Origin of the sequence: Sphingopyxis terrae subsp. terrae NBRC 15098, assembly GCF_001610975.1 — a bacterium.
Lineage (GTDB): Bacteria > Pseudomonadota > Alphaproteobacteria > Sphingomonadales > Sphingomonadaceae > Sphingopyxis > Sphingopyxis terrae_A.
Window position 1 is genome coordinate 2,505,802 of record NZ_CP013342.1, and the last position, 23,042, is coordinate 2,528,843.

The following is a 23,042-nucleotide window of genomic DNA, read 5'->3' on the forward strand; positions in this document are numbered from 1 at the left end:
TCCTTAAATTTCGAGCCCATAGAGGATAGATGGCGAAAGAAGAACTTCTCGAAATGCGCGGCCAGGTGGTCGAACTTCTGCCCAACGCGATGTTCCGCGTCCGGCTGGAAAACGACCATGAAATTCTGGGCCATACGGCCGGCAAGATGCGCAAGAACCGCATCCGCGTTCTGGTGGGCGACGAAGTGCTCGTCGAACTCACCCCCTATGACCTGACCAAGGGTCGGATCACCTATCGCTTCAAGTGAGCGGGGCGGCGATCTTGCCCGCACCGTCGCTCGTGCTCGCATCGACGTCGCCGCGTCGGCTCGAACTGCTGGCGCGCATCGGTCTCGAGCCGGCGCGCATTGCGGCTCCCGACATCGATGAAACCCCGCTGAAGGGCGAACTGCCGCGCGCCTATGTCGCGCGCCTCGCCGAGAGCAAGGCCCGCGCCGTCGACCGCGCGGCGGACGAGGTGGTGCTGGCGGGCGACACGACCGTCGCGGTCGGGCGCCGCATCCTCGAAAAGCCAGCCGACGAGGCCGATCTGCGCCGGATGCTCGGCCTGTTGTCGGGACGGCGCCATCATGTCTATTCGGGGGTTTGCGTCGTCGCGGCGGATGGCCGCCCGCGCGTTCGCGTCGCCGATACCGTCGTCGCCTTCAAACGGCTGACGCCCGCCGAGATCGACTGGTATGTCGCGAGCGGCGAGGGGATGGGCAAGGCCGGCGGCTATGCCATCCAGGGCAAGGCCGAGATGTTCGTGCGCTTCCTTTCGGGCAGCCATTCCAACGTCGTCGGCCTGCCGATCTTCGAGACGCGCGCGCTGCTGACGAGTGCCGGAGTGCCACTTGGCTGAGTGGCTATACGAAGCCGGCATCGGCGAGGCGCGGGCCGCGCTAATCGAAGACGGTCATATTATCGAAGCGCGGATCGAACGCGAGGGCGAGCGGCCGCGCGTCGGTGCTATTATCACCGGGCGGTTGATCGAACCGGGGGTGGTGCGGCTCGACCTGCCGGGCGACCCCGTCGCGACCGTGGCGGCAAGGGGCGTTCCGCTCGGCACGCGGCTGGCGGTCGAGATCACGCGCATGGCGCTGCGCGAGCGCGGCCGCGACAAGCCCGCGCGCGGTCGGCTTAGCGACGCCGAGCCGGATGACGGTCCCGACCTGCGCGCGCGCATCGCCGCGAGCGGCCTGCCGGTGACCGACCTGGCGCCGACCGGTCCCGACCGGCTTGAGGAAGCGGGCTGGTCCGATCTGATCGATCATGTTCGCACCGGCCATTGGCCTTTCGCCGGCGGCGCGCTGTGGGTCGATGCCACGCCGGCGATGCTGCTCATCGACATCGACGGCGACGGCGATCCGCTGGCGCTGGCGCAGGCCGGCGCGGCAGCTGCGGCGCATGTTGTACGCTGCTGCGATATCGGCGGTTCGATCGGCATCGATTTTCCCTCGCTGCCGGGCCGCGCCGAGCGGCGGGCGGTCGATGGCTGGGTCGATGCGTATTTCCCGCAGCCGTTCGAGCGCACCGGGACCAACGGGTTCGGCTTTCTGCAGATCATCCGGCGCCGCGAGCGCCCGTCGCTGATCGAACAGGTCCGCTTCGATCCCGTGGCGACCGACGCCGCGCTGCTGTTGCGCCAGGCAGAGCGCGCGGTTGGTGCCGGACCGCTGCAACTCACGGCGCGACCGGCCGTTGCCCAATGGATCGGCGCGCACCCGCACTGGAGCGCGCTGCTCGAACGGCGCACCGGGCGCGCGGTTGCGATTGCCGCCGATGCGCAAGTGAAAGGAACGGGCCATGCCCAGTAATGCCGCCGCCAGATCGCGCCGCTGCCCCTTGTGCGGCAAGCCGCGCGACGAGGCTTACAAGCCCTTTTGCAGCCGCGGCTGCCGCGACCGCGACCTCAATCGCTGGTTCGACGAAGGCTATCGCGTACCGGTCGATCAGGCGCCCGACGGGGGCCTCGACGGCGACCGTTTCGAGGATGAATGACAGGAAGAAATTTGCGCAACAAAGGCTCTGGACAGGATCGAAACCCCTGCCTATAGCCGCCGCTCCCGAACAGGCCGCACGGCCTTGTGGAGCCCGTGCCCGGGTAGCTCAGTTGGTAGAGCATGCGACTGAAAATCGCAGTGTCGGTGGTTCGATCCCGCCCCCGGGCACCACGGTCCCTTGGCGACCGATCCGGAACATCTTGAAACCGAGATAATATTCCTGCGATGGCTCGCGTGGCTCGTCGGCGCGGCGTGGCGCGTCATGCCGCTCGGTTCCGATCCGAAAATTCCCGGCCAGCTTTCTGTGGGCGCGTGCATGGCGCGATATCCCGGGCCGGGGCGGGGGTGCCATGCGGCAATCGCTTGCCAAGGCTCTGGCGCGCGGCTAAAGGCCGCCCATTCGGACAGATGCGCCGTTTTCCTTCCGCCTTTCGCCGACATGCTCGGGGAGGGTGGGCGGACTATTGCCTGAAGCCGTGCTTGACGCGGCGGGGGCGGCAACCCATCTGGCCGTGAACTGAGACGCATGAAGGACGGGACGATCGATATGGCGAGGCCCAAAATTGGCGAATTCGTCAACCAGGTAAAGGCGGAAGCCGGCAAGATCGTGTGGCCGACGGGCCGCGAGACGATGCAGACGACGATCATGGTTCTGATCATGACGATCCTGCTGTCGCTGTTCTTCTTCGGCGTTGACACGGTATTCAAGCTGATCGTCGGCTGGCTGACGTCGCTCGCGGGCTGATCCGCGCTTCACACCCAATTTCAGGACAGGACACGCACAGATGGCGCGCTGGTACATCATTCACGCCTATTCGGGTTTCGAGAACAAGGTTCGCGATTCGGTCGTCACCGAAGCCGAGCGCCTTGGCCTCAGCGATTTCGTCGAGGCGGTCGAAGTGCCCGTCGAAACGGTGACCGAGGTCAAGCGCGGCAAGAAGGTTCAGTCCGAACGCAAATTCTTCCCCGGCTATGTGCTCGCCAAGCTGACGATGACCGACGATGTCTATCACCTCGTCAAGAATACGCCGAAGGTTACGGGCTTCCTGGGGTCGTCGGGCAAGCCCCAGCCGATCAGCGAAGCCGAAGCCGCGCGTATCCTGAACAGCAAGGAAGAAGCCGCTGCGCGCCCGAAGACCGAGATTCGCGTCGATTACGAAATCGGCGATCAGGTCAAGGTACTCGAAGGCCCGTTCGCGAGCTTCAACGGCGTGGTCGAAGAACTCGATTTCGACAAGGCGCGCGTCAAGGTCAGCGTATCGATCTTCGGCCGTGCGACGCCGGTCGAGCTCGATTTCGAGCAGGTCGAACGGATGAAGTGATGGCCGTGGGCCGTCGCTTTTCGCAGCACGGGATAATTGCATGAGTCTGAGTCAGGACGAGATTCAGGCCCGTGTTGCGCGCGCCCGCGAAATCAACGCGGGTGTTGCGGCCGAGAAGGTCGTCGCGGCGGTCGCGCGGCTGTTCGATCTCGACCCCGTGCCCGGCGTCGAGGATGAATTTACCTATCCCGCCCTTGCGACCACCGCGCGCGACCGGATTTTCGGCGGGCAGGTCATCGCGCAGGCGATGTTCGCGGCGTCGCGCACGGTCGAGACCGGAAAGCAGGTGCATTCGCTCCACGCATATTTCCTGCGTGGCGGCGACGAAACCAAACCGCTGCATTTCCGTATCCACCGCGATTTCGACGGGCGCAGCTTTTCGAACCGCCGTGTCGTCGTGCGCCAGGACGGCAAGGTGATCTTCAACCTGACCGCATCGTTCCAGATTCCGGCGAAAGGGCTGTCGCATCAGGTGCCGATGCCCGACCTGCTGCCGCCCGAGCAGTGCTGGGACTTCACCGATTTCATCGCTGCCGATCCCAATATTTCGGACCGCCATCTTGCCCATATGGCGCGGCGGCGGCCGTTCGAGGTGCGCAGCTATCGCCCGCCGGCTTCGGCCAAGGCGACGCAGCATTACCAGTGGTTCCGCGTCGCCGCGCCGATCGGCGACGATCCGCTGCTCCATCGCGGTTTCCTCGCTTTCGCATCCGACATGGGGCTTTTGTCGTCGGCGATGCTGCCGCACGGCGTCAACTTCTGGACGCCGGGCATGGTGTCGACCAGCCTCGATCATGCGATGTGGTTCCACGACGATATTCGCGTCGACGACTGGTTCGTGTTCGTGATGGACAGCCCGTGGACGGGCGGTGACCGCGGGCTGTGCCGCGGATCGATCTATCGCCAGGACGGCACGCTGATCGCAACCGTGGTGCAGGAAGGCCTGGTACGCTATCGCCCGGATGCCGCGCGATAGCGATTGCGCGGACCGCAGAGGGGGCTGCTTTTCGGATGGGAACAGACGGCACGGCCATCGGACGATTGAAGCAGCTTGACGGTGTGCGCGGGCTTGCCGCCTGCGCCGTCGCCTTCGGATATCATTCCAAGATATTGTTCGAACGCGCTGTTTTCGAAGACGGCTGGGGCGGTCCGGTAGCAGCGTGGCTGCGTGACAATGGCTGGACCGCAGTAGACCTGTTCTTCCTGCTATCGGGTTTCGTCTTCGCGCATGTTTACCGCTTCGGCGAGTCGCTGCAGTCGACGCGCGCACTTGCCGATTTCACCGTGGCGCGTATCGCGCGCCTCTACCCGCTTCACCTGTTCATGCTCGTCTGCTGCGCTGCAACCTTCTGGTGGATGCCGTATAACAACGTCGGTACCTTCATTGCGCATCTGTTCATGCTGCAGGTGTTTACGGAGCCGGTCGCGCGCACCTTCGATGGTCCATCCTGGTCGATCTCGGTCGAGGTTTTTTGCTATATTCTTTTCGCGGCGGCGGCTTTCGCGGGGCGACGGGCGGTCCTTACGGTCGCTTGCACCGCGATTCTGGCGAGCGGTATAGTGCTTCTTTTCGACGGGCACGCGGGCCAGCCGCTTACCTCCGCCAACAGCATCGCGCGTGGCGGCTTCGGCTTTTTCATCGGTGTGCTGCTGTGGCGCTACCGCGACCGTTTTGCGCGCGTTCCGGCGCTGGTGCTCGTGGCGATCGCCGTGGCGGGACTCCTGATCCCGACCGGGACAGCCAATCCGGTGCTGCCGCTCACCGCGCTGACCTGGCCGGCGGCGTTAATCTTGGCGCTGCGGACGCGCTTCATGGGAACAGCGCCGCTCGTGTGGCTCGGCGACCGCAGCTATTCGATCTATCTCGTCAATATTCCCGTCGCGGACGTGCTGTTGCGCGTCGCTGGCAAGTTCCGTGATTGGGACTACGGCCTGCTTTCGGCGCATATCCTCTTCGTCGCGATCGTCATGCTGCTGTCCGAATTCACCTATCGCTACATCGAACGTCCTGGCCAGCGGATGATCCGCGATCGCTGGAAGAGCCGGCGCGGCCAGCAGGCGGCCGCCGCCGTCTGATCGCGCCGCGCGGCGCGTCTTTCCTTGCATTTCGGGCGAAAGCCCGCTAACGGCCGCGCTTCGCGATCGCCCTCCTTTGGAACGGCGGCGTGATTCCGCGCGGGAGGAGGGCTGATAACCCTCTGCTTGACCGCTTATTTTGAGCCCCGGATCTGTCCGGGGCGACAGAAAGAAAGGAGGCCATCATGGCCAAGAAGATCAGCGGCTATATCAAGCTGCAGGTGCCCGCCGGCACCGCCAACCCCTCGCCGCCGCTCGGGCCGGCGCTGGGTCAGCGCGGCGTCAACATCATGGAATTCTGCAAGGCGTTCAACGCCGCGACCGACGGCATGGACAAGGGCACCCCGACCCCGACCATCATCACCGTCTTTGCGGACAAGAGCTTCTCGTTCGTCACCAAGACGCCCCCGGCGACCTACCTCATCAAGAAGGCCGCGAACCTGAAGTCGGGTTCGAAGGAGCCCGGCAAGATCAGCGGCGGCAAGATCGCGCGCTCGAAGCTCGCCGAGATCGCCGAGATCAAGATGAAGGATCTGAACGCCAACGACATCGAACAGGCGACCAAGATCATCGAAGGCAGCGCCCGCTCGATGGGCCTCGAAGTGACGGAGGGCTGAACCGATGGCAAAGCTGACCAAGAAGCAGAAGGCCCTCGAGGGCAAGGTCGACGCGACGAAGCTGCACAGCATCGAAGACGCGCTGAAGACCGTCCGTGAACTCGCTTCGGCGAAGTTCGACGAAACGCTCGAAATCGCGATGAACCTGGGCGTCGATCCGCGTCACGCCGACCAGATGGTCCGCGGCGTCGTCACGCTGCCCGCCGGTACCGGCAAGGACGTCAAGGTCGCGGTCTTCGCGCGCGGCGACAATGCCGAAAAGGCGCTGGCCGCCGGTGCCGACAAGGTCGGTGCCGAAGACCTGATGGAAGACATGCTCGCGGGTAACCTCGACTATGGCCGCGTCATCGCGACGCCGGACATGATGGGCATCGTCGGCCGCCTCGGCAAGACGCTGGGTCCGAAGGGCCTGATGCCGAACCCGAAGCTGGGCACCGTCACCCCGAACGTCGCCGAAGCGGTCAAGGCAGCCAAGGGCGGCCAGATCGAATTCCGCGTCGAAAAGGCCGGGATCATCCACGCGGGCCTCGGCAAGCTGTCGTTCGGCGAAGAAAAGCTCCGCCAGAATTTCGACGCGTTCGTCGACGCGATCGTCAAGGCCAAGCCGGCCGGTGCGAAGGGCAAATATGTCCGCAAGATCGCGCTGTCGTCGTCGATGGGCCCGGGCGTCAAGATCGACACCGCGGACGTCGCCGGCGCCTGATTTTCAGGCAAAGCAATTCAAGGAAAGGGCCGGGGGAAACTCCGGCCCTTTTCTTTTGGGCGGTGGGAAGCAGACGTTGCCGTTAACCGCTTGATGTTCCCCCGCGAAGGCCGGGGTCCAGGGCTTTACAGCACCAACATCAGCGTTCGACACTCCGGACCCCGGCCTTCGCCAGGGAACGCAATATCGACGCTGGACTACTATCTGTTCAGATGCGCCCTTCCGCTCGAAACCCGCTATTCCCGCAAGCCTCGCAATGCCGCCCCCGCCGCGAAGGGGCCGATCACCGTCAGCAGCAGGCTGGCAGCAGCGAGCAGTTTCGTCGCGCCGCGGCCCGATGGATCGAGCATTCCGGCGCCGAAGATCAGCAGCGGCACCGCGAGCGGCAGGACGAGCAGCCCGCCGATCGCATTGCCGCCCTTGAGGTTCGCCGTGAGCGCGGCGCTGAGTACCGCGAGCGAGGCGAGGGCGGGGATGGCGATGGCGAGGCCGGTGGCGATCGTCGCGACGCGCGCCGCGTCCTGCGCGAGCAGCGCCGCGGCGGGTAACAGTGCAATCAGCAACGGCAACCCGAAGCCGATCGCATGGGCGGCGATTTTGACCGCCGCGACGACCTCGTCAGCGACGCCGCGCACCGCAAGCTGATCGAGCACGCCCGCATCCTTATCGGGGCGGATCAGCCGGTCGATCGGCAGTAGCGCCGCGAGCAGCGCCGCGACCCACAGCATGCCGCCCCCCGTGCGCGCGAGCAGCGGCGCGTCGGGGCCCACCGCGAAGGGAAAGGCGGTCGCGACGAGCAGGAAGAAAACGACGGGCAGCCAAAGCGCGCCGCTGCCCCAGGCGCGGCGCAGGTCGCGCCAGAAGAGCGCGAGCAATGCGGTCATGCGCGCGCCCCCATGTCCAGCTCGGCGAGATTCGGGATGTCGAGCGCGAAGTGCGAGGCGAGCAATACCGCGCCGCCGTTCGCGCGATGCGCCGCGATCGCTGCGACGAGCCGCGTCCGGGCGGCGTCGTCCATGCCATTGGCAGGTTCGTCGAGCATCCAGATCGGCGCCGCGCTGCCGATGACGCGTGCCATCGCGGCGCGCTTGCGCTGGCCCGTCGATAGCATCGAAACCGGTACTTCGGCAAGGGCGCCGAGCGCCATCGCCTCCATCGCGCGCTGCGTCATGGGGCCGTCGATGCCGTCGATGCGCGCCCATAAGTCGAGCGCGCGGCGCAGCGGCAGTTCGGCATCGAGCGCCGCGGCTTCGTCGATCAGCGCGCAGCGTTCGTGCCGCGTCACCGTGCCCGCGGCGGCGCGGAGCAGGCCCGCGGCAACGCGGATCAGGCTCGATTTTCCGGCACCGTTGGGGCCACGCAGCCACAGCGCCTCGCCGCGCGCAAGCGCCAGCGACAGGCCTTCGAAGAGCAGCCGGTCGCCGCGGATGCAGGCAATGCGGTCGAGCTTAAGCAACAGCGTCACGCCATGTTTTCCAGCGCGTGCATATCGTCGTCCGAAAAGCCGAAATGATGTCCGATTTCGTGGATCAGGACGTGGCGCACCAGCCAGTCGAGCCGTTCGCCGCCTTCGATCCATTCGACCAGGATCGGGATGCGATAGAGCGTCACCCGGTCGGGCATGCCGCCGCTCATGTCGATGCTGCGCTCGGTCAGCGGCCGGCCTTCGTAGAGGCCGGTCAGATCATAGGGATGTTCGATACCGAGCGACGCGAGCGTTTCGTCGTCGGCAAATTCCTCGATCGCGACGACCACGCCGCGGATGTGCGGCTTGAAAATATCGGGCAGCGCGGCCAGCGCCGCGTCGGCCATCGCGTGAAAGGCATCGGCATCGGGGGCGCCGCCGGTCCAGCCGTCGGGCAATCGGGAAAGGGCGGCCTTGTCGCTCATCGCGCCCTTCCTTATGGCGGGGACACGGTCTTTACCAGCGGGAGAAAGCGGATGGTTCAGAAACTCGACGATGCGGCGCGTGCGGCGCTGCTCGCGCGCTTTCCCGAATGGACGCACGAGCCGCAGCGCGACGCGATTACGCGCCGGTTCCGGTTCGACGATTTCGCGCAGGCTTTCGGCTTCATGGCGAGCGTCGCGATCATCGCCGAAAAGATGGATCACCATCCCGAATGGTCGAACGTCTATAATCGCGTCGATATCCTGTTGACCACGCACGACGCCGACGGGCTGTCCGAGCGCGACGCGCGCCTGGCGGAAGCGATCGAAGCCTTGCTCTGATCCGCCGATGATCCGCTTCGATCAGGCTTATCGCACGCTCGCCGTCGGGATCGCGATTCTGGCGGGCTTCGTCGATGCGATCGGCTTCGTCGAATCGGCGGGCTTTTTCGTGTCGTTCATGACGGGCAATTCGACCCGCCTCGCGGTCGGGGTGGCGGAGGGGCATCGCGCCGCCCTGCTTGCGGGCAGCATCATCGCGATTTTCGTCACCGGCGTCGTCGCCGGATCGTTGATCGGCGCGCGCGCCGGACGGCGGCGTACGCCGGTGGTGCTGCTGTGCGTGACGTTATTGCTGATCGTCGCGGCGCTGCTGCGTGTCGCCGATACCGGCTGGGTCGCCATTCTCGGCCTCGCTTTTGCGATGGGCGTCGTCAATGCGGCGATCGAGGGCAGCGACGGCACTGTGGTCGGCGTTACCTATATGACGGGCACGCTCGTCCAGATGGGGCAGAAGATCGCCAACGCGCTTCGCGGCGAGGGCGACCGGCGGTGGCGTCATCATCTGGGGCTATGGGCGGGGCTGGCGGGCGGTGCCGTCCTCGGTGCGCGCACCGTTCTGTGGTCGGCACCGCTGGCTTACGGGCTCGCGATCGCGCTTGCCGCGGGGCTGGGCGCGCGCGCGATGTGGATGGCGAGACAGGCGCCATAAGGCGGCGCTTGCCTTCCCCGGCCGACCGTTCCAAAAGTCGGCAATAAAGTAACACGCCATATCGTGACACAGGGGAGTGTGCCGCATGTCCGACAGCCTATTTCGCCGCAAGGCGATCGTTCCCGACGCGCATGAACACAAGCTTGCGCGCACGCTCGGCTGGCCGCATCTCGTCGCGCTCGGTGTCGGCGCGATCGTCGGCACCGGTATCTTGACGCTGATCGGCGTCGGCGCCGACAAGGCGGGCCCCGCGGTCATCCTTTCGTTCGTCATCGCCGGACTGATCTGCGCCTGCGCCGCGCTCGCCTATGCCGAAATGGCGACGATGATCCCCGCGTCGGGCAGCGCCTATACCTACAGCTATGTGGTGATCGGCGAACTGATCGCGTGGATCGTCGGATGGAGCCTGATCCTCGAATATTCGCTGGTCGTCAGCGCGGTCGCGGTCGGCTGGTCGGGCTATGCCGCGCCGCTGCTCCACGAATGGGCGCAGGTGCCGCAGGAATTGATGCAAGGCCCCGAACTCGGCGGGATCGTCAACCTGCCGGCGATCGCGATCATCGCGGTGGTCGCAGGCATGCTGCTCTATGGCACGCGCGAAAGTGCGACGGTCAACGCCGTTCTCGTGCTGGTCAAGATCGTCGCGCTTGCGGTGTTCGCGGCGGTCGCGCTGCCCGCCTTCGACGCCGCCAATCTCGAACCCTTCAGCCCGTTCGGCTTTGCCAAGCATATGGGGCCTGACGGCGTCGAGCGCGGTGTAATGGCGGCGGCGGCGATCATCTTTTTTGCCTTCTACGGCTTCGACGCAATCGCGACGGCCGCCGAGGAGGCGAAGAATCCCGACCGCGACCTCAAGATCGGGATCGTCGGATCGATGATCGCCTGCGTCCTGATCTACATCGCCGTCGCGGTCGCCGCGGTCGGCGCAATTTCCTACAGCCGGTTCGCGAACAGCCCCGAGCCGCTGGCGCTGATCCTGCGTGAACTCGGCCAGCCGCTCGCTGCCCATTATCTGGCGATTTCCGCAGTCATCGCGCTGCCGACCGTGATCCTCGCCTTCTTCTATGGTCAAAGCCGTATCTTCTTCACCATGGCGCGCGACGGCCTGCTGCCCGCCAGCCTGGCGAAGCTGTCGGCGCGCGGGACGCCGGTGCGGATCACGATCTTCACCGCCGCAGTCGTCGCGGTGCTGGCGGGTTTCATCCCGCTCGGCGAGCTGGCGGCGCTGGCCAATGCGGGAACGCTGGCGGCCTTTACCGCAGTGTCGGTGTGCATGCTCATCATGCGCCGCCGCGCGCCCGACGCACCGCGGACCTTCCGCGCGCCGATGCCGTGGGTGGTCGGCGGCATCGCGGTGCTGGGGTGCATCTATCTTTTCTTCAGCCTGCCGGCAAAGACGCAGCTGTGGTTCCTCGTCTGGAACATCGGCGGTCTGGCCGTCTATTTCCTTTATGCGCGGGGCCGCGCCGTCGCCGGCTGACCAATAGATCCATGCTGGCATGGAATGGCGGTTGCATCGCGCCGTCAGCCCATGCAGGCTGGAATTTGTTTTGGGGCATTTGATTAGGGGAAAAGGCCGATGGCCGGATGGGGACGTGTTGCTGGTGTAGTTTTACTGATTGGTCCGGTCGGGTCGGCGTTGGCGGGCGAGCAACCGCTCTATCAGCCTGCCCCCGACTGGGCGCTGGCCACGACCTTGCCCGACGCTGCACCGGGCGGTGGGTTGCAGGTGCTGGATATCGAACAGCGTGTCGATGGCGCGACGGTCTGGAACTACACTGACACCGTCATCAAGCTCAACACGCCCGAAGAACTGGCGCAGAACAGCAATGTGACGGTCGGCTGGGCGCCGGACAAGGGCGATCTGATCGTCCACGAACTGTCGATCATCCGCGACGGGCAGGTGATCGACGCGCTGGCGGGCGGCCAGAAGTTTACCGTATTGCGCCGCGAAGAAGCGCTCGAACAGCGCGAGCTGACCGGCATCCTGTCGGCCAATCTGCCCGTCGAGGGACTGCGCGTGGGCGACATGTTGCGGCTGCGCATGTCGATTACCAACAAGGATGACGCGCTGGGCGGCCACGCGCAGCTGGCGGTGCCGCTGATCGCCGAACCCGCGCGCATCGGATCGGGCAGCTACCGCCTGTCCTGGCGCGCCGACGACAAGCTGCAATGGAAATCCTTCGCCAATGGCGTCACGCTGAAGCCGGTGCGCAAGGGCGCCTATTACGAGCTGCCCGTCACCCTGCCGATCGCGAAACAGGCGGAAATGCCGTCGGACGCGCCAATGCGCTTTCGCAGCCCGCCGCTGATCGAGGCATCGACCTTTTCGGGCTGGTCCGACGTGTCGAAGGTGATGGCGCCGCTGTACGCGACGGCCGGCACCATCGCGGACGACAGCCCGCTCGCCGCCGAAGTGGCGGCGATCAAGGCGGCGACGACCGACCCGCTCGAACGCGCCGCCAAAGCCTTGCAAATCGTGCAGGACAAGGTCCGCTATCTGGCGGTGGGCATGGACGGCGGCAATTATGTGCCGCAGACGCCCGCGAAGACATGGGACGTCCGCTATGGCGACTGCAAGGCGAAGACGCTGCTGTTGCTCGCGATGCTGCACGCGATGGACATTGATGCCGAACCGGTGCTTGCGCACGCCCAGCTTGGCGATGCGGTGGCGAGCCGCCTGCCCACGGCGCTGGCCTTCAACCATGTCATCGTCAAGGCGACCATCGGCGGCGAGCCGCTGTGGCTCGACGGGACGGGCCTTGGCACGCGGCTCGCCGATATTCGCGATACGCCGGCCTTCGGCTATGTCCTGCCGGTGCGCGCCGAAGGAGCGGAGCTGGAGAAGATCGCGCTGCGCCGTCCGGCGCGTCCGACGATCGACCTGGCGCTCGATGCCGACGAAAGCACCAGCATCGACCTTCCGTCGGTCATCAAGGTCGACATGGTCGTGCGCGGCCAGCTCGCCAGCCTGCTTACCCTGTCGACCGCGCAGCTCGGTCCCAAGGAGCAGGAGGACATGCTGAACGGCCTGCTGCAGAATTTCGTCGGGCAGGCGCAGTTCGACAAGCTGGAAGCCAAACCCGACGCCGCGGACGGCAGCGTGACGATCACCGCGCGCGGCGTGTTCGGATCGGGGTGGGAGCGCGAGGATAATCACAGCGAGCGCTGGCTATCGCGCGTCGGCAATCTGATCGAATTTTCGCCCGACCGCGCGCGCGCTTCCTGGGCGAATATCCCCGTAGCGACGGGCGCGCCTGACTATGCGCATTATCGTTTGCGCGTCCGGCTGCCCGACGGTGGCCGTGACTACAAGATCGAGGGCGAAGGCGCGCTCGACGCGCGGCTCGCCGGCGTCGATGTCAAGCGCAGCGTGACGATGGCCGACGGCTATGTCGTCGTCGACGAGGTGCTGGCGAGCAGTGGCGTCGAAATCGCGCCGACGGATGTCGCGGACGAGCGCGACCGCGTTGCCACCGTCATCAGCCAGACCCCGCGACTGGTCGCGCCCGAGGATGCGCGGCGGCGCTGGAACCTGAAAGGCGCACCATCGACGTCGCAGCTCGACGCAGTGCGGTCGATTTATGCGGTCAACGCCGCCAAGGCCGATGAGGAAAATGTGTCGGCGCTGATCAGCGAAGCGTCATTCCAGCGCGGCATCGGCGATTACAAGGGGGCGGAGCAGACGCTGACCCGCCAGATCGCGCTGCAGCCGTCGGAGGACGCCTATCTGTCCCGGTCGGGAGTGCGCAAGGAGTTGGGGAATATTGCGGGCGCGCTCGCCGATGCCGAAGAGGCGCGCAAGCTCGACCCCTCGTCGCTGGGCGCGATCGGGGCTGTCGCGATGCTGACCGCGGAAAAGGGCGATGTCGCCGCGGCGACGCGGATGTTCGACGATCGCATCGCGCTCGGCGGCAAATCGAAAAGCGACCTCCGGCTCGCCAAGGCGGCGATGGTCGGGGAATTCGGCGATCCCAAGGCTGCGATCGACGAACTCGATGCGCTCGTTGCGACAAAGCCGGGGTCGCCCGACCTGCTCAACGCACGCTGCTGGGTGAAGGCGTCGCGCGAAGTCGCGGTCGACAGCGCGCTCAAGGACTGCACCTCGGCGATGGAGCTGGCGGACAGCACGGCGCATATTCTGGACAGCCGCGCGCTGGTGTGGCTGCGCCTTGGCCGCAACGACGATGCGCTGCGCGATCTCGACGCGGCGCTGCTGCAGGTGCCGTCGCTCGCATCGAGCCGCTTCCTGCGTGCGATCGTCTACCAGCGGCTGGGCCGCGCCACCGATGCCGCGGCCGATCTTGCGATTGCGCGCCAGCTGTCGCCGTCGACCGAACGCGATTATGCCCGCTTCGGGCTGAAGCCGTAACAACAGCGAAATCGATGCGGGAAATGCATCCGGGGGGCGGGGCCTGAAGGCCGCTCCGCCCCCCGTCTGCGTCGGGGGCAAGTGGGGATGTCCCGGTGGGGGCAGGGGGCATCAGGGACCAGACCGATGCCCCCCACCGCTCCATTGAGCGGAACACTCGGGAACATATCTTACTATACAAGTGCCGTGCCATTTTCGGGCCGTCGCGCAAATCAGCGGGTTACGCTGGTTAGCGATTTCTTACCGCGCGCCCGACTTGTCAAAAATCCCGACACCGGCCGGAAAAATCCCGTTCATCGACCGTTCAGTCAATTGACTACATTTGTAGTCGCATAAATTGTCGCAGCCGAAGGGAGGGGTTCACCGTGGCGGAACGACCAAGCGAATCCGAAATGCAGGTGCTGGCCGCACTGTGGGACGACGCCCCGCAGTCCGCGGCCGATCTGACCGCGCGCGTCGGCCGGGCGAATGGCTGGACGCAGGCAACGGTCAAGACGCTGCTCGCGCGGCTCGTACAGAAAGGCGCCGTTTCGGCGGAGGCCGACGGCCGGCGTTATCTCTATCGTCCGGCGGTTGATCGCGACGCGGCGGTGGGCGACGAGTCGCAGCGTTTCGTTGACCGCCTCTTCGGCGGCCGCGTCAGCCCGCTCATCGCGCATCTCGCCGACCGCGAAGCCTTGACCGACACCGACATCGCCGAGATCGAGGCGCTGCTCCGGAAGCTCAAATCATGAGCGGCGCGACCATCCTCCAGATATGGGGCGACACGCTCGTCACCACCGCTCTGCTCGTCTTCGCGGTGCTGCTGGTGCGCAAGCCTTTCGCGCGCCAGTTCGGTCCGCGCCTGACCTATGCGCTCTGGCTCGTGCCGGCGCTGCGGCTGGTGCTGCCGCCATTGCCCTTGGCCGATCCGGTGGCAGCGCCGGTCGCGGCGAGCGTCCCGGCCGATGTGATGCTGATCGAGGCGGCCGACGCGGCGCGGACGATCGGGACGCCGGCGGCGATGCCGCAACCGAGTTGGGGGCTGGCCGACGCGCTGCCGCTGCTGTTCACCCTGTGGATGGCGGGCGCGCTGTTGCTGATCGCGACGGCGATCGTGCGGCATATGCGTTTCCGGCGGCTGGTGCTGGAGCAGGCGGTCGCGCTCGAACCGATCGGATCGATCCGTCTCGTCATGAGCGGCGCCGTCGATGGTCCCGTCGCCTTTGGCCTTTTCAGCCGATATGTGGCGGTGCCCCACGACTTTTTCGCCCGCTACGCCGCCGAAGAGCGCGCGCTAGCGATCGATCATGAACTTGCGCACCATCGCCACGGCGATCTGTGGGCAAACAGCGCCGCGCTGCTGCTGCTCGCCTCGCAATGGTTCAACCCGCTCGCGTGGCGCGCGATCCGGGCGTTTCGTTTCGACCAGGAGGCGGCGTGCGACGCGCGCGTGCTGACGATGGCCGACACCGCCGAACGCCGCGTGCGCACCGCCCATTATGCCGCTGCCATCGCCAAGGCAGCGGTCGGTGCGCGCCTATCACTTGCCGCCCCGATGGCGGTTCACGATAATCTGCAGGAGAGGCTGACCATGTTGACGCAGCAGGATATTTCGAAAAAGCGACGCCTTGCCGGAAAGCTTCTCGTCGGCAGCGCAACGCTGGCCGTGCTCGGCGCGACCGCGACGCTCGTCCCCGCCGGGACCGCCACCGCGCATGTCCAGGACGCCGGCGTGATCGCGCCGCCCGCACCGCCGGCACCGCCCGCCGCGCCCGAAGCGCCCCCGGCCCCTCCCGCACCTCTTGAGCCGGTTGCGGACGGTCCGCACCATATCATGATCGTCACCACCAAGGGCGATGGCGAGAGCGAAACCGTGACGACCTCGGCCGACGGCACGCGGCGCGAAGTGAACCGCGTGGTCGTGCGCCAGATCGTCGATGGCGACGGCAAGGCGGCGCGTGTCGCGCTGGCGCCCGGTACCGGAGAGGGACGGCGGTTCGAGCTTCACTTGCCGGGGAATCTGTCGCGCGAGGACATTCTGGCGACGCTGAAAGAACAGGGCATCAGCGGCGCGCGCGCCGAGGCCATTGCGGACAAGCTGGAAGCCAAGCGCACCGAGCGCTTCCGCACCGCGCTGGCTCCAATGCCGCCGATGCCGCCACTCCCGCCGATGCCTCCGATGGGCGAAGGCGCCTGGCGCTCGAAGGATGGCAAGGCGATGGCGACGGCCACCTGCAAGGACGGGCAGAAATCGGTTCGGCTGTTTTCCAGCGACGAACAGGAACAGGGCGGCCGCAACCGCATGGTGATGATGGTGTGCGGCGATGCCGGGGCGAGCAAGGCCGATCGGGTCGCGGCGCTCAAAAAGGCGCGCGACCGGTTGGCGGCCGACAGCCGTAGCGCGATGTCCGGCGAAATGCGCGCCAAGGTGATCGCCGACATGGATCGCGCCATAGCCGAGGCCGAAAAGGGCCAATAACCGGATCAGCTTTGACGCCGGTCTTTGCTCCCCGGTTGGGATCGGCGGCAGGGGCGGGGAAAGGGAGCGCGGTTCTTCCCCGTTTCCTTTCTCCGCCCCCCCTTTTGCCCTTCTTTCGGCGGGCGCGGGCTTTTCCTTTCGCCCGCGCGATGCCACATGGGAAGGGTGAGCGAAGAAAAACCCTGGCCCGACACGATCCGTGCCGGCGACTGCGAACAGCATGAGCCGCTGGTGCGCCGCGTGCTTGCGCCCAATCCGTCCCCCTATACCTTCACCGGCACCCAGACATGGATCGTCGGTGCCGGGCGCGATGTTGCGATTATCGACCCCGGCCCGACGGGATCGGGGATGAGCATCGGCGATCCGCCCGACGCGAATGGCGCGGGCCATGTCGATGCGATTTTGCGCGCCGTCGAAGGGCAGCGTGTGGCGGCGATCCTCTGCACCCACACGCACCGCGACCACAGCCCCGCGGCAGCGCCGCTGAAAGAGGCGATGGGCGCGCCGATCATCGGCTGCGCACCGCTCGCGCTTTCGGACGATGGCCCGCGCGCCGATTCGGCCTTCGATCCCGATTATGCGCCCGACCGCGTGCTGACCGACGGCGAGCGGATCGCCGGTGATGGCTGGACGATCGAGGCGGTGGCGACACCGGGCCATACGTCGAACCATTTATGCTATGCGCTTGTCGAAAGCGGCGCGCTGTTCACCGGCGACCATGTCATGGCCTGGTCGACGAGCGTCGTCAGCCCGCCCGACGGCGACATGGCCGCCTATATGACGAGCCTTGCCAAGCTCTATGACCGCGACGACCGCGTCTATTATCCGGCGCACGGCCCGGCGGTCGCAAAGCCCAAACAGCTCGTCCGCGGCATGCTGGGGCATCGCAGGCAGCGCGAGCGCCAGATATTGCGGGAACTCGAAAAGGGGCCGCGCGTCGTCCCTGATATGGTGAAGCATATGTACAAGGGGCTCGACCCCCGCCTGACCGGCGCCGCGGGCCGATCGGTGCTCGCCCATCTTCTCGACCTTGAAAGCCGCGGCCGGGTGGCGCGCGACGCGGACTGCTGGCGTCTGGTGGCATGACCAGGGGATCGTTCCGCGTCCTGATCGTCGCGCTGCTGGCGCTCGCCATCTTTCTGGGATGGCGCGCGTGGGACGGGTGGCAGAAGAGCTATGATCCGCAAACCGTGGTCGCGGCGAGCCTGCAGGGGCTTCAGGAGCAGAATGTCCTCGTGCCCTTCACCGCCCGCTATGTCGCGGTCGTGACCTCGACGCAGAGCCGGCTGGGGCTGGAAGCCAAGAAGACGCTGATCATGCCGGGGACGGTGCGGTACGAGGTCGATCTCGCCAAGCTGAAGTCCGCCGATCTCGACTGGGATGCGGCGACCAACGCGCTGACCGTGACCTTGCCGCCACTACGCCTCGCGGGCCCGGAAATCGACATCGACGCGATCAGCGAATATCGCGACGGGCTGATCCTTCTGACGCTCACCGATGCCGAACGGGCGCTCGATGCCGCGAATCGCAAGGCGGGGCAGGCCGAATTGATCAGACAGGCGCGGGGCGACACGCCGATGCGGCTCGCCGAAAATGCCGCCCGGACGGCGATCGAGCAAAGCTTTTCGATGCCGCTCAAAGCCGCGGGGATCGACGCCAAGGTTACGGCGCGCTTCGGGCGCTGAGCCTCACCGAAATTTCGGCTTTCGTCCGAGCGGGCTTCACGCTAGCTTCCGCCGCCTGTCCGGCCTGAGGGGGGTATGGCATGGCAACGACCGCAAATCGCGCGCTCGCCGGCGAGCGTTTCTGGCAGCGTATGGCAATCGGCCTCGCGCTTTTCATCTTTGTCGCATTCGCCCAGTTCGCATTTCGCGGGCTGGCCGATCCGGTAGCCGCACCGATTTGGGTGCATCTGCACGCGCTGGCGATGTTCGGCTGGCTCGGGCTTCTCGTAGTCCAGCCTCGCCTGGCGGCGGCGGGCAACCGGACGCTGCACCGCCAGCTTGGCTGGACCGGCGCCGCGCTGGCGACGATCATCGTCGGGCTTGGCATCTTCACCGGCTTTGCCGCGGTGATCCTGCACCGCCAGCCGCCCTTTTTCACCGCACCCTATTTTCTCGCGCTGACCGCAATCGAAGCGATCGCTTTCGGGGTGCTTGTCTATGCTGCGATCCGCCGCCGCCGTGCCACCGACTGGCACCGGCGCCTGATGCTGGGGGCGACGATCATCGTCCTCGAACCGGCGCTTGGGCGCGTCTTGCCGCTACCGCTGATGATCGGCTGGTCCGACATTCCGATCGGCCTCGTCGAACTCGCGATCGTCGGCCTGATCGCGCTCCATGACCGCCGCACGATCGGGCGCGTGCACCCGGCGACGATCCGGGTCGCGCTCGCGGTCGTGGTAACCCGCATTGCGGTCTACTCGCTCGCATTGGCACCGCCGGTCGAGGAGCTTGCGCGGCGCCTTGGCGGCGGCTGACCGGCCGCAGCCGACATATGGCGCGGCGGGCGCGTTTGCCCTCGCGCTGACGGCGGTGTAGGGAGCGCCCGACAAGCACCGACAAGGAACCGCCATGACTGCTCCCGTCCGCGAAAATCTCTCCGGCCTCGACCTGCGCGCCGAGATCGATCGTCTGCGCAAGGAGCGCAATGCGGTGATTCTGGCGCATTATTACCAGAAGCCGGAAATTCAGGATCTTGCCGATTTCGTCGGCGATTCGCTCGAGCTTTCGCGCAAGGCGGCCGAGACCGATGCCGATGTCATCGCCTTTTGCGGGGTCAAGTTCATGGCCGAGACCGCGAAAATTCTCAGCCCCGAAAAGATCGTGATCCTGCCCGATCTCGACGCCGGGTGCAGCCTGGAGGACAGCTGCCCGCCCGAACAATTCGCGCGGTTCCGCGCCGCCCATCCCGACCATATCGCGCTGACCTACATCAACTGCTCAGCGGCGGTAAAGGCGCTCAGCGACGTAATCGTGACCTCATCGAGCGCCGAGACGATCATCAGCCAGATCCCGCCCGAACAGAAGATCATCTTCGGTCCCGACCGCCACCTCGGCGGCTATCTGAACCGCAAGTTCGGGCGCGACATGCTGCTCTGGCCCGGCGTGTGCATCGTCCACGAAGCCTTCAGCGAAACCGAGCTGCTGAAGCTGAAGGCGCAGCATCCGGACGCGCCGGTCGCGGCGCACCCCGAATGCCCGCCCTATATCGTCGATCATGCCGATTATGTCGGATCGACCAGCGGCATCCTGCAATTCGCCAAGACCTTCGACGGCGATACGCTGATCGTCGCGACCGAACCGCATATCATCCACCAGATGCAGCTCGCGCTGCCCGAGAAGAATTTCATCGGTGCGCCGGGTGCGGACGGCAACTGCAACTGTAACATCTGCCCCTATATGGCGCTCAACACGATGGAAAAGCTCTACATCGCGCTGCGCGACCTGAAGCCGCAGATCGAACTCGACGAGGACCTGCGCCTTGCCGCGCGCAAGAGCCTCGACAGGATGCTCGAAATGGCGTCGGGAACCGTCGGCAAGGGCGATCTGGGCGCCCGCTGAGTCGCGAGTCGTCGTCGCGCGGGGCGAGTCGGATCGGCGAGTCGTCGGTCAAACCGCCTCTGGGCGAATCCGAAAATGCTGCAGCGCTGTTACAAAAATGCTGCACCGAATCCGCTTGTTGCTAATGCCGGACTTATCCACAGAAGGCGGAGTGTACTGCGCGCGAAAGCGCGTTTTTTATTTGGCGCTCCGTGGCCTTCATGTCAGCTTCAAATCATCGGACGACAGAGACGTCGGACCGCCGGGACACGAAGGGTGGTTGCAAGACTAGCCAGAAGAGAACGGGCCGGTTGACGAGGAAATTGACCGATAGCTCGATCACGGAACGCCGCGATTCCCACGAGTTGAGGCGAACCCGATCGGGTACGGGAAAGCAGACCGTCGCTTGGACGGCGACCGCTTCGGCGGACGCGCAGACCGGATGACGAAGGGCTTTCCGGGTGAGGCCGGCCCCCGAAAGGGGGCCGACCGAACCATCGCCGGATCGAGCCGGCGCGCGCCGCGACGCATCGTTTGGCGGGCTGCTGGTCGCCAGGCCAGCGGTTCGGGATGAAGCGGAACGGACGCGCAACGATCGAAACCGGATAGTGGGGGTTGGCAGCGATGTCGGCCCCCATTTCGTTTGCGCGGTGCGCATTTCGCTGCCGCTGCCTGCCTTCGGCACTTTTTTTGGCGCCTGTGATGTCTGTCACAACCGCGGCGCACCAATCCCCCTAAATCCCGTCCTGCGACCCGGAGCAGTTCCCCGACCGGAACTGATCCCACTGTCCCGGCCGTGACCTTTCGGGGAAGCGGCCGGGAACTTTTCGCCCTCCATCGACATTATGATCGCATCGTTGAAGCGATGTCGCACCGCGACCGGCCGAGCGTCGGAACGGGTGCCGCATCGATGTTCGACTGTGTCCAAGGAGGAGATTGCAACATGATCGGCATTATCATCTGGCTCGTTGTCGGCGGTGTGGTCGGCTGGCTCGCCAGCATCGTCATGCGCACCGACGCGCAGCAGGGCATCCTGCTCAATATCGTTGTCGGCATCATCGGCGCCTTCATCGGCGGCTTGCTGATCGGCGGCGGTTCGATCAACAACGCGATTACGCTGTACAGCTTCCTCGTGTCGCTGCTGGGTGCGATCATCCTGCTGGCGATCGTGAATCTGGTGCGCCGCGGCAGCGTCCGCTGACGTCCGATGGCGGCGTCCTTCGGGTCGCCGCCAATTCGTTAGGCAATCGGGGCCGTTCGCGTTATCAAGCACATACCCGCAGACAGGCGGGCAACAATGATCGTAGGGGGTCAATGTCATGATCGATTTCATCATCGCTATCGTCGTGGGCGGCATCATCGGCTGGCTTGCCAGCATCGTAATGCGTACCGACGCACAACAAGGCATTTTCCTGAATATCATCGTCGGCTGCATCGGCTCTATTCTGGGTCGGTTTCTGCTCGGCGGTCTGATCGGCGGCGGCCATTTGCGTGGTGACGCGTTCGATCCGAAGACGTTGCTGACGGCCTTTCTGGGCGCCGTGATCCTGCTTGCCATCGTCAATCTGGTCCGGCGGGGCAGGGTGCGCTGAAGCGCTGAAACCGACATAGCTCCAAAACGGAGCGAAGGCTCGAAAAAGGGTGGTCTGCGGCAGCAGGCCGCCCTTTTTCATGGGCATAAACGCTGGAAAAGACGGATGATTTCGCCTAGTCGCGCGCAGCTGTGTGCGGGGTGTGCGCGGGCTCAATCGCCTCTTGTAAGTGGTGATGTAATAGGGTAATACACCTTCGACATATTTGTCCTACCGTTCGGAAGAGGGGGCGGTCGTCGTTGACGGCTGCGGCACACGCCGGCGCGGAGGGATGGGGAGTTCGATGTGAACTACGAGCGGAAAGTGGATTCGATGGATAGCCTGGCGGGTTCGACCCAAAGCTTTTACGAAGAGGCGGACAATCGCCGCAAGCGTACGATCCTGATCGTCGCGCTGGTGTTGACCGCGATCGTGCTTGCCGTCGCCTGGTTTGCGTTCGGTTCGGGCAAGGCCGGCGACGGCGCGGCCTCGGGCGGCGCCGCGGGCGCCGCTGCGGGCGCCAGCACGCCGACCGTGACGGTGATGATCCCGGGCCGCCAGTCGGTCGAAGCGGTCATCGCCGCCAATGGCACCATCGCCGCACGGCGCGAGATGCCGGTCGGTATCGCGGGCGAGGGCGGCCAGGTCGTCAGGGTTCTGGTCGAACCCGGTCAGTGGGTCGGCGCGGGCCAGACGCTCGCGGTGATCGACCGCTCGGTGCAGGCGCAGCAGGCCGCAAGCCTTTCCGCATCGATCCGCGTCGCCAGGGCGGACGCCGATCTGGCGCAATCCGAACTCGATCGCGCCGAAGCGCTGGTCGGACGCGGCTTCATTTCGAAAGCGGACCTCGACCGCAAGCGCGCGACGCGCGATTCTGCGAACGCGCGGGTTCGCGTTGCCGAAGCGCAGTATAAGGAAGCCGTTGCGCGCAACGGCCGTCTGAACATCGTCGCGCCTGCGGCGGGTCTGGTGCTTACGCGTCAGGTCGAACCGGGCCAGGTCGTCGGCGCCGGCAGCGGCGTGCTGTTCCGCATGGCCAAGGCCGGCGAAATGGAAATGCTCGCGCAACTGGCCGAGGGCGATCTCCAGCGCGTCCGCACCGGAACACGCGCGACCGTAACCCCGGTCGGCACCAACCTGCAGATCGCCGGACAGGTGTGGCAGGTGTCGCCGGTCGTCAATCCCGACACGCGGCAGGGCACCGTGCGCATTGCCGTCCCTTACAGCGATGCACTGCGTCCCGGCGGCTTCGCCGACGCTCGCCTGGTCTCGGGTTCGGCCGAGGCGCCTCTGCTTCCCGAAAGCGCGGTGCAGAGCGGTCCCGAGGGCAATTATGTCCTGATCGTCGGCAAGGACGACAAGATCGAACGGCGTCCGGTCAAGGTCGGCACCGTCACCGATGGCGGCGTGTCGATCGCGTCGGGTCTGACCGGCAACGAAAAGGTCGTCGTGCTGGCGGGCGCCTTCCTCAACGTCGGCGACAAGGTGAAGCCGACGATCCAGAAATCGCCGCAATAA

26 protein-coding genes and 1 tRNA gene are annotated in these 23,042 nt (G+C 65.9%); 24 read left to right on the forward strand and 3 right to left on the reverse strand.

From position 1 onward, the window contains the following. The first annotated feature begins 29 nt into the window (after positions 1-29). The 11 genes from infA (at position 30) to rplA (ending at position 6,700) form a co-directional block, all read left to right on the forward strand. Positions 30-248, forward strand: coding sequence for a translation initiation factor IF-1 (gene infA / locus AOA14_RS12015; protein WP_003049127.1), 219 nt, complete (start codon positions 30-32; stop codon positions 246-248). After that, positions 245-841, forward strand: coding sequence for a Maf family protein (locus AOA14_RS12020; protein ID WP_082819915.1), 597 nt, complete (start codon positions 245-247; stop codon positions 839-841). The genes infA and AOA14_RS12020 overlap by 4 nt, the downstream gene beginning before the upstream one ends. After that, positions 834-1,796: an Rne/Rng family ribonuclease gene (locus tag AOA14_RS12025; protein ID WP_062901986.1), complete on the forward strand. Its 963-nt coding sequence runs from the start codon at positions 834-836 to the stop codon at positions 1,794-1,796. The genes AOA14_RS12020 and AOA14_RS12025 overlap by 8 nt, the downstream gene beginning before the upstream one ends. Further along, the gene (locus AOA14_RS12030) at positions 1,786-1,980 is read left to right on the forward strand and encodes a DNA gyrase inhibitor YacG (protein ID WP_062901987.1); all 195 of its coding nucleotides are present in this window, start codon (positions 1,786-1,788) and stop codon (positions 1,978-1,980) included. The genes AOA14_RS12025 and AOA14_RS12030 overlap by 11 nt, the downstream gene beginning before the upstream one ends. A gap of 97 nt (positions 1,981-2,077) precedes the next feature. Continuing rightward, positions 2,078-2,153: transfer RNA gene (locus AOA14_RS12035), tRNA-Phe, on the forward strand. Between the two features lie 376 nt (positions 2,154-2,529). After that, positions 2,530-2,727 carry a preprotein translocase subunit SecE gene (secE, locus tag AOA14_RS12040; RefSeq protein ID WP_040590458.1) on the forward strand — a complete coding sequence of 66 codons (198 nt, stop codon included), beginning with the start codon at positions 2,530-2,532 and terminating at the stop codon, positions 2,725-2,727. 40 nt (positions 2,728-2,767) lie between these two features. Beyond that, positions 2,768-3,304, forward strand: coding sequence for a transcription termination/antitermination protein NusG (gene nusG, locus AOA14_RS12045; RefSeq protein WP_003049140.1), 537 nt, complete (start codon positions 2,768-2,770; stop codon positions 3,302-3,304). 40 nt (positions 3,305-3,344) lie between these two features. Continuing rightward, entirely contained in the window at positions 3,345-4,280 is a 936-nt protein-coding gene (locus tag AOA14_RS12050; protein WP_062901988.1) for an acyl-CoA thioesterase, read from the forward strand. Positions 4,281-4,345: 65 nt separating this feature from the next. Next, entirely contained in the window at positions 4,346-5,380 is a 1,035-nt protein-coding gene (locus tag AOA14_RS12055) for an acyltransferase family protein (protein ID WP_238929648.1), read from the forward strand. 185 nt (positions 5,381-5,565) lie between these two features. Continuing rightward, positions 5,566-5,997 (forward strand): 50S ribosomal protein L11, encoded by a 432-nt coding sequence (rplK, locus tag AOA14_RS12060; RefSeq protein ID WP_003049146.1) that lies wholly within the window; start codon positions 5,566-5,568, stop codon positions 5,995-5,997. Between the two features lie 4 nt (positions 5,998-6,001). Continuing rightward, on the forward strand, positions 6,002-6,700 hold the full coding sequence (rplA, locus tag AOA14_RS12065) for a 50S ribosomal protein L1 (protein ID WP_003049148.1): 699 nt from the start codon (positions 6,002-6,004) through the stop codon (positions 6,698-6,700). Positions 6,701-6,936: 236 nt separating this feature from the next. On the opposite strand, the gene AOA14_RS12070 is transcribed toward rplA, so the two are convergent. From AOA14_RS12070 to AOA14_RS12080, 3 genes are read right to left on the reverse strand one after another with little or no spacing between them, the layout of a single operon-like run. Further along, positions 6,937-7,584, reverse strand: coding sequence for a heme exporter protein CcmB (locus tag AOA14_RS12070; protein WP_062901990.1), 648 nt, complete (start codon positions 7,582-7,584; stop codon positions 6,937-6,939). Continuing rightward, positions 7,581-8,165 carry a heme ABC exporter ATP-binding protein CcmA gene (gene ccmA / locus AOA14_RS12075; RefSeq protein WP_062901991.1) on the reverse strand — a complete coding sequence of 195 codons (585 nt, stop codon included), beginning with the start codon at positions 8,163-8,165 and terminating at the stop codon, positions 7,581-7,583. Before ccmA ends, AOA14_RS12070 begins: the two co-directional genes overlap by 4 nt. Continuing rightward, the gene (locus tag AOA14_RS12080; protein ID WP_062901992.1) at positions 8,162-8,590 is read right to left on the reverse strand and encodes a metallopeptidase family protein; all 429 of its coding nucleotides are present in this window, start codon (positions 8,588-8,590) and stop codon (positions 8,162-8,164) included. The genes ccmA and AOA14_RS12080 overlap by 4 nt, the downstream gene beginning before the upstream one ends. 51 nt (positions 8,591-8,641) lie before the next feature. On the opposite strand from AOA14_RS12080, the gene AOA14_RS12085 reads away from it, so the two are divergent. From AOA14_RS12085 to AOA14_RS12145, 13 genes are all read left to right on the forward strand, one after another. Beyond that, the gene (locus AOA14_RS12085) at positions 8,642-8,929 is read left to right on the forward strand and encodes a 4a-hydroxytetrahydrobiopterin dehydratase (RefSeq protein WP_062901993.1); all 288 of its coding nucleotides are present in this window, start codon (positions 8,642-8,644) and stop codon (positions 8,927-8,929) included. A 7-nt stretch (positions 8,930-8,936) separates the two neighbouring features. Further along, a complete protein-coding gene (locus AOA14_RS12090; RefSeq protein WP_062901994.1) occupies positions 8,937-9,578 on the forward strand; it encodes a YoaK family protein in 642 nt (213 codons plus the stop codon). An 85-nt stretch (positions 9,579-9,663) separates the two neighbouring features. After that, positions 9,664-11,058: an amino acid permease gene (locus AOA14_RS12095; protein WP_062901995.1), complete on the forward strand. Its 1,395-nt coding sequence runs from the start codon at positions 9,664-9,666 to the stop codon at positions 11,056-11,058. 99 nt (positions 11,059-11,157) lie between these two features. Continuing rightward, positions 11,158-13,950, forward strand: a complete 2,793-nt coding sequence (locus AOA14_RS12100; RefSeq protein ID WP_062901996.1) for a DUF3857 domain-containing protein — start codon at positions 11,158-11,160, stop codon at positions 13,948-13,950. Between the two features lie 365 nt (positions 13,951-14,315). Further along, complete coding sequence (locus AOA14_RS12105) at positions 14,316-14,684, forward strand: BlaI/MecI/CopY family transcriptional regulator (RefSeq protein WP_062901997.1); 369 nt, start codon at positions 14,316-14,318, stop codon at positions 14,682-14,684. After that, positions 14,681-16,411, forward strand: a complete 1,731-nt coding sequence (locus AOA14_RS12110) for a M56 family metallopeptidase (RefSeq protein WP_062901998.1) — start codon at positions 14,681-14,683, stop codon at positions 16,409-16,411. The genes AOA14_RS12105 and AOA14_RS12110 overlap by 4 nt, the downstream gene beginning before the upstream one ends. A 156-nt stretch (positions 16,412-16,567) precedes the next feature. After that, the gene (locus tag AOA14_RS12115) at positions 16,568-17,497 is read left to right on the forward strand and encodes an MBL fold metallo-hydrolase (protein ID WP_234179419.1); all 930 of its coding nucleotides are present in this window, start codon (positions 16,568-16,570) and stop codon (positions 17,495-17,497) included. Continuing rightward, the gene (locus tag AOA14_RS12120; protein WP_062902000.1) at positions 17,494-18,096 is read left to right on the forward strand and encodes a DUF4230 domain-containing protein; all 603 of its coding nucleotides are present in this window, start codon (positions 17,494-17,496) and stop codon (positions 18,094-18,096) included. Before AOA14_RS12115 ends, AOA14_RS12120 begins: the two co-directional genes overlap by 4 nt. 80 nt (positions 18,097-18,176) lie before the next feature. Then, the gene (locus AOA14_RS12125; RefSeq protein WP_062902001.1) at positions 18,177-18,890 is read left to right on the forward strand and encodes a hypothetical protein; all 714 of its coding nucleotides are present in this window, start codon (positions 18,177-18,179) and stop codon (positions 18,888-18,890) included. Between the two features lie 94 nt (positions 18,891-18,984). Next, positions 18,985-19,974: a quinolinate synthase NadA gene (nadA, locus tag AOA14_RS12130; RefSeq protein ID WP_062902002.1), complete on the forward strand. Its 990-nt coding sequence runs from the start codon at positions 18,985-18,987 to the stop codon at positions 19,972-19,974. 925 nt (positions 19,975-20,899) lie between these two features. After that, a complete protein-coding gene (locus AOA14_RS12135; RefSeq protein WP_058812925.1) occupies positions 20,900-21,154 on the forward strand; it encodes a GlsB/YeaQ/YmgE family stress response membrane protein in 255 nt (84 codons plus the stop codon). A gap of 118 nt (positions 21,155-21,272) precedes the next feature. Next, positions 21,273-21,545, forward strand: coding sequence for a GlsB/YeaQ/YmgE family stress response membrane protein (locus tag AOA14_RS12140; protein WP_058812897.1), 273 nt, complete (start codon positions 21,273-21,275; stop codon positions 21,543-21,545). A gap of 312 nt (positions 21,546-21,857) precedes the next feature. Then, positions 21,858-23,042, forward strand: a complete 1,185-nt coding sequence (locus tag AOA14_RS12145; protein WP_062902003.1) for an efflux RND transporter periplasmic adaptor subunit — start codon at positions 21,858-21,860, stop codon at positions 23,040-23,042.

Bases quoted from the DNA above. Each gene is read 5' to 3' on its own strand.
- infA (WP_003049127.1), top strand. From the start codon at position 30: ATGGCGAAAGAAGAACTTCTCGAAATGCGCGGCCAGGTGGTCGAACTT.
- AOA14_RS12110 (WP_062901998.1), top strand. From the start codon at position 14,681: ATGAGCGGCGCGACCATCCTCCAGATATGGGGCGACACGCTCGTCACC.
- AOA14_RS12095 (WP_062901995.1), top strand. From the start codon at position 9,664: ATGTCCGACAGCCTATTTCGCCGCAAGGCGATCGTTCCCGACGCGCAT.
- rplA (WP_003049148.1), top strand. From the start codon at position 6,002: ATGGCAAAGCTGACCAAGAAGCAGAAGGCCCTCGAGGGCAAGGTCGAC.
- rplK (WP_003049146.1), top strand. From the start codon at position 5,566: ATGGCCAAGAAGATCAGCGGCTATATCAAGCTGCAGGTGCCCGCCGGC.
- nadA (WP_062902002.1), top strand. From the start codon at position 18,985: ATGACTGCTCCCGTCCGCGAAAATCTCTCCGGCCTCGACCTGCGCGCC.
- AOA14_RS12070 (WP_062901990.1), bottom strand. From the start codon at position 7,584: ATGACCGCATTGCTCGCGCTCTTCTGGCGCGACCTGCGCCGCGCCTGG.
- AOA14_RS12145 (WP_062902003.1), top strand. From the start codon at position 21,858: ATGGATAGCCTGGCGGGTTCGACCCAAAGCTTTTACGAAGAGGCGGAC.
- AOA14_RS12115 (WP_234179419.1), top strand. From the start codon at position 16,568: ATGGGAAGGGTGAGCGAAGAAAAACCCTGGCCCGACACGATCCGTGCC.
- AOA14_RS12140 (WP_058812897.1), top strand. From the start codon at position 21,273: ATGATCGATTTCATCATCGCTATCGTCGTGGGCGGCATCATCGGCTGG.
- AOA14_RS12090 (WP_062901994.1), top strand. From the start codon at position 8,937: ATGATCCGCTTCGATCAGGCTTATCGCACGCTCGCCGTCGGGATCGCG.
- AOA14_RS12120 (WP_062902000.1), top strand. From the start codon at position 17,494: ATGACCAGGGGATCGTTCCGCGTCCTGATCGTCGCGCTGCTGGCGCTC.
- AOA14_RS12100 (WP_062901996.1), top strand. From the start codon at position 11,158: ATGGCCGGATGGGGACGTGTTGCTGGTGTAGTTTTACTGATTGGTCCG.
- nusG (WP_003049140.1), top strand. From the start codon at position 2,768: ATGGCGCGCTGGTACATCATTCACGCCTATTCGGGTTTCGAGAACAAG.
- AOA14_RS12030 (WP_062901987.1), top strand. From the start codon at position 1,786: ATGCCCAGTAATGCCGCCGCCAGATCGCGCCGCTGCCCCTTGTGCGGC.
- secE (WP_040590458.1), top strand. From the start codon at position 2,530: ATGGCGAGGCCCAAAATTGGCGAATTCGTCAACCAGGTAAAGGCGGAA.
- AOA14_RS12050 (WP_062901988.1), top strand. From the start codon at position 3,345: ATGAGTCTGAGTCAGGACGAGATTCAGGCCCGTGTTGCGCGCGCCCGC.
- AOA14_RS12125 (WP_062902001.1), top strand. From the start codon at position 18,177: ATGGCAACGACCGCAAATCGCGCGCTCGCCGGCGAGCGTTTCTGGCAG.
- AOA14_RS12085 (WP_062901993.1), top strand. From the start codon at position 8,642: ATGGTTCAGAAACTCGACGATGCGGCGCGTGCGGCGCTGCTCGCGCGC.
- AOA14_RS12080 (WP_062901992.1), bottom strand. From the start codon at position 8,590: ATGAGCGACAAGGCCGCCCTTTCCCGATTGCCCGACGGCTGGACCGGC.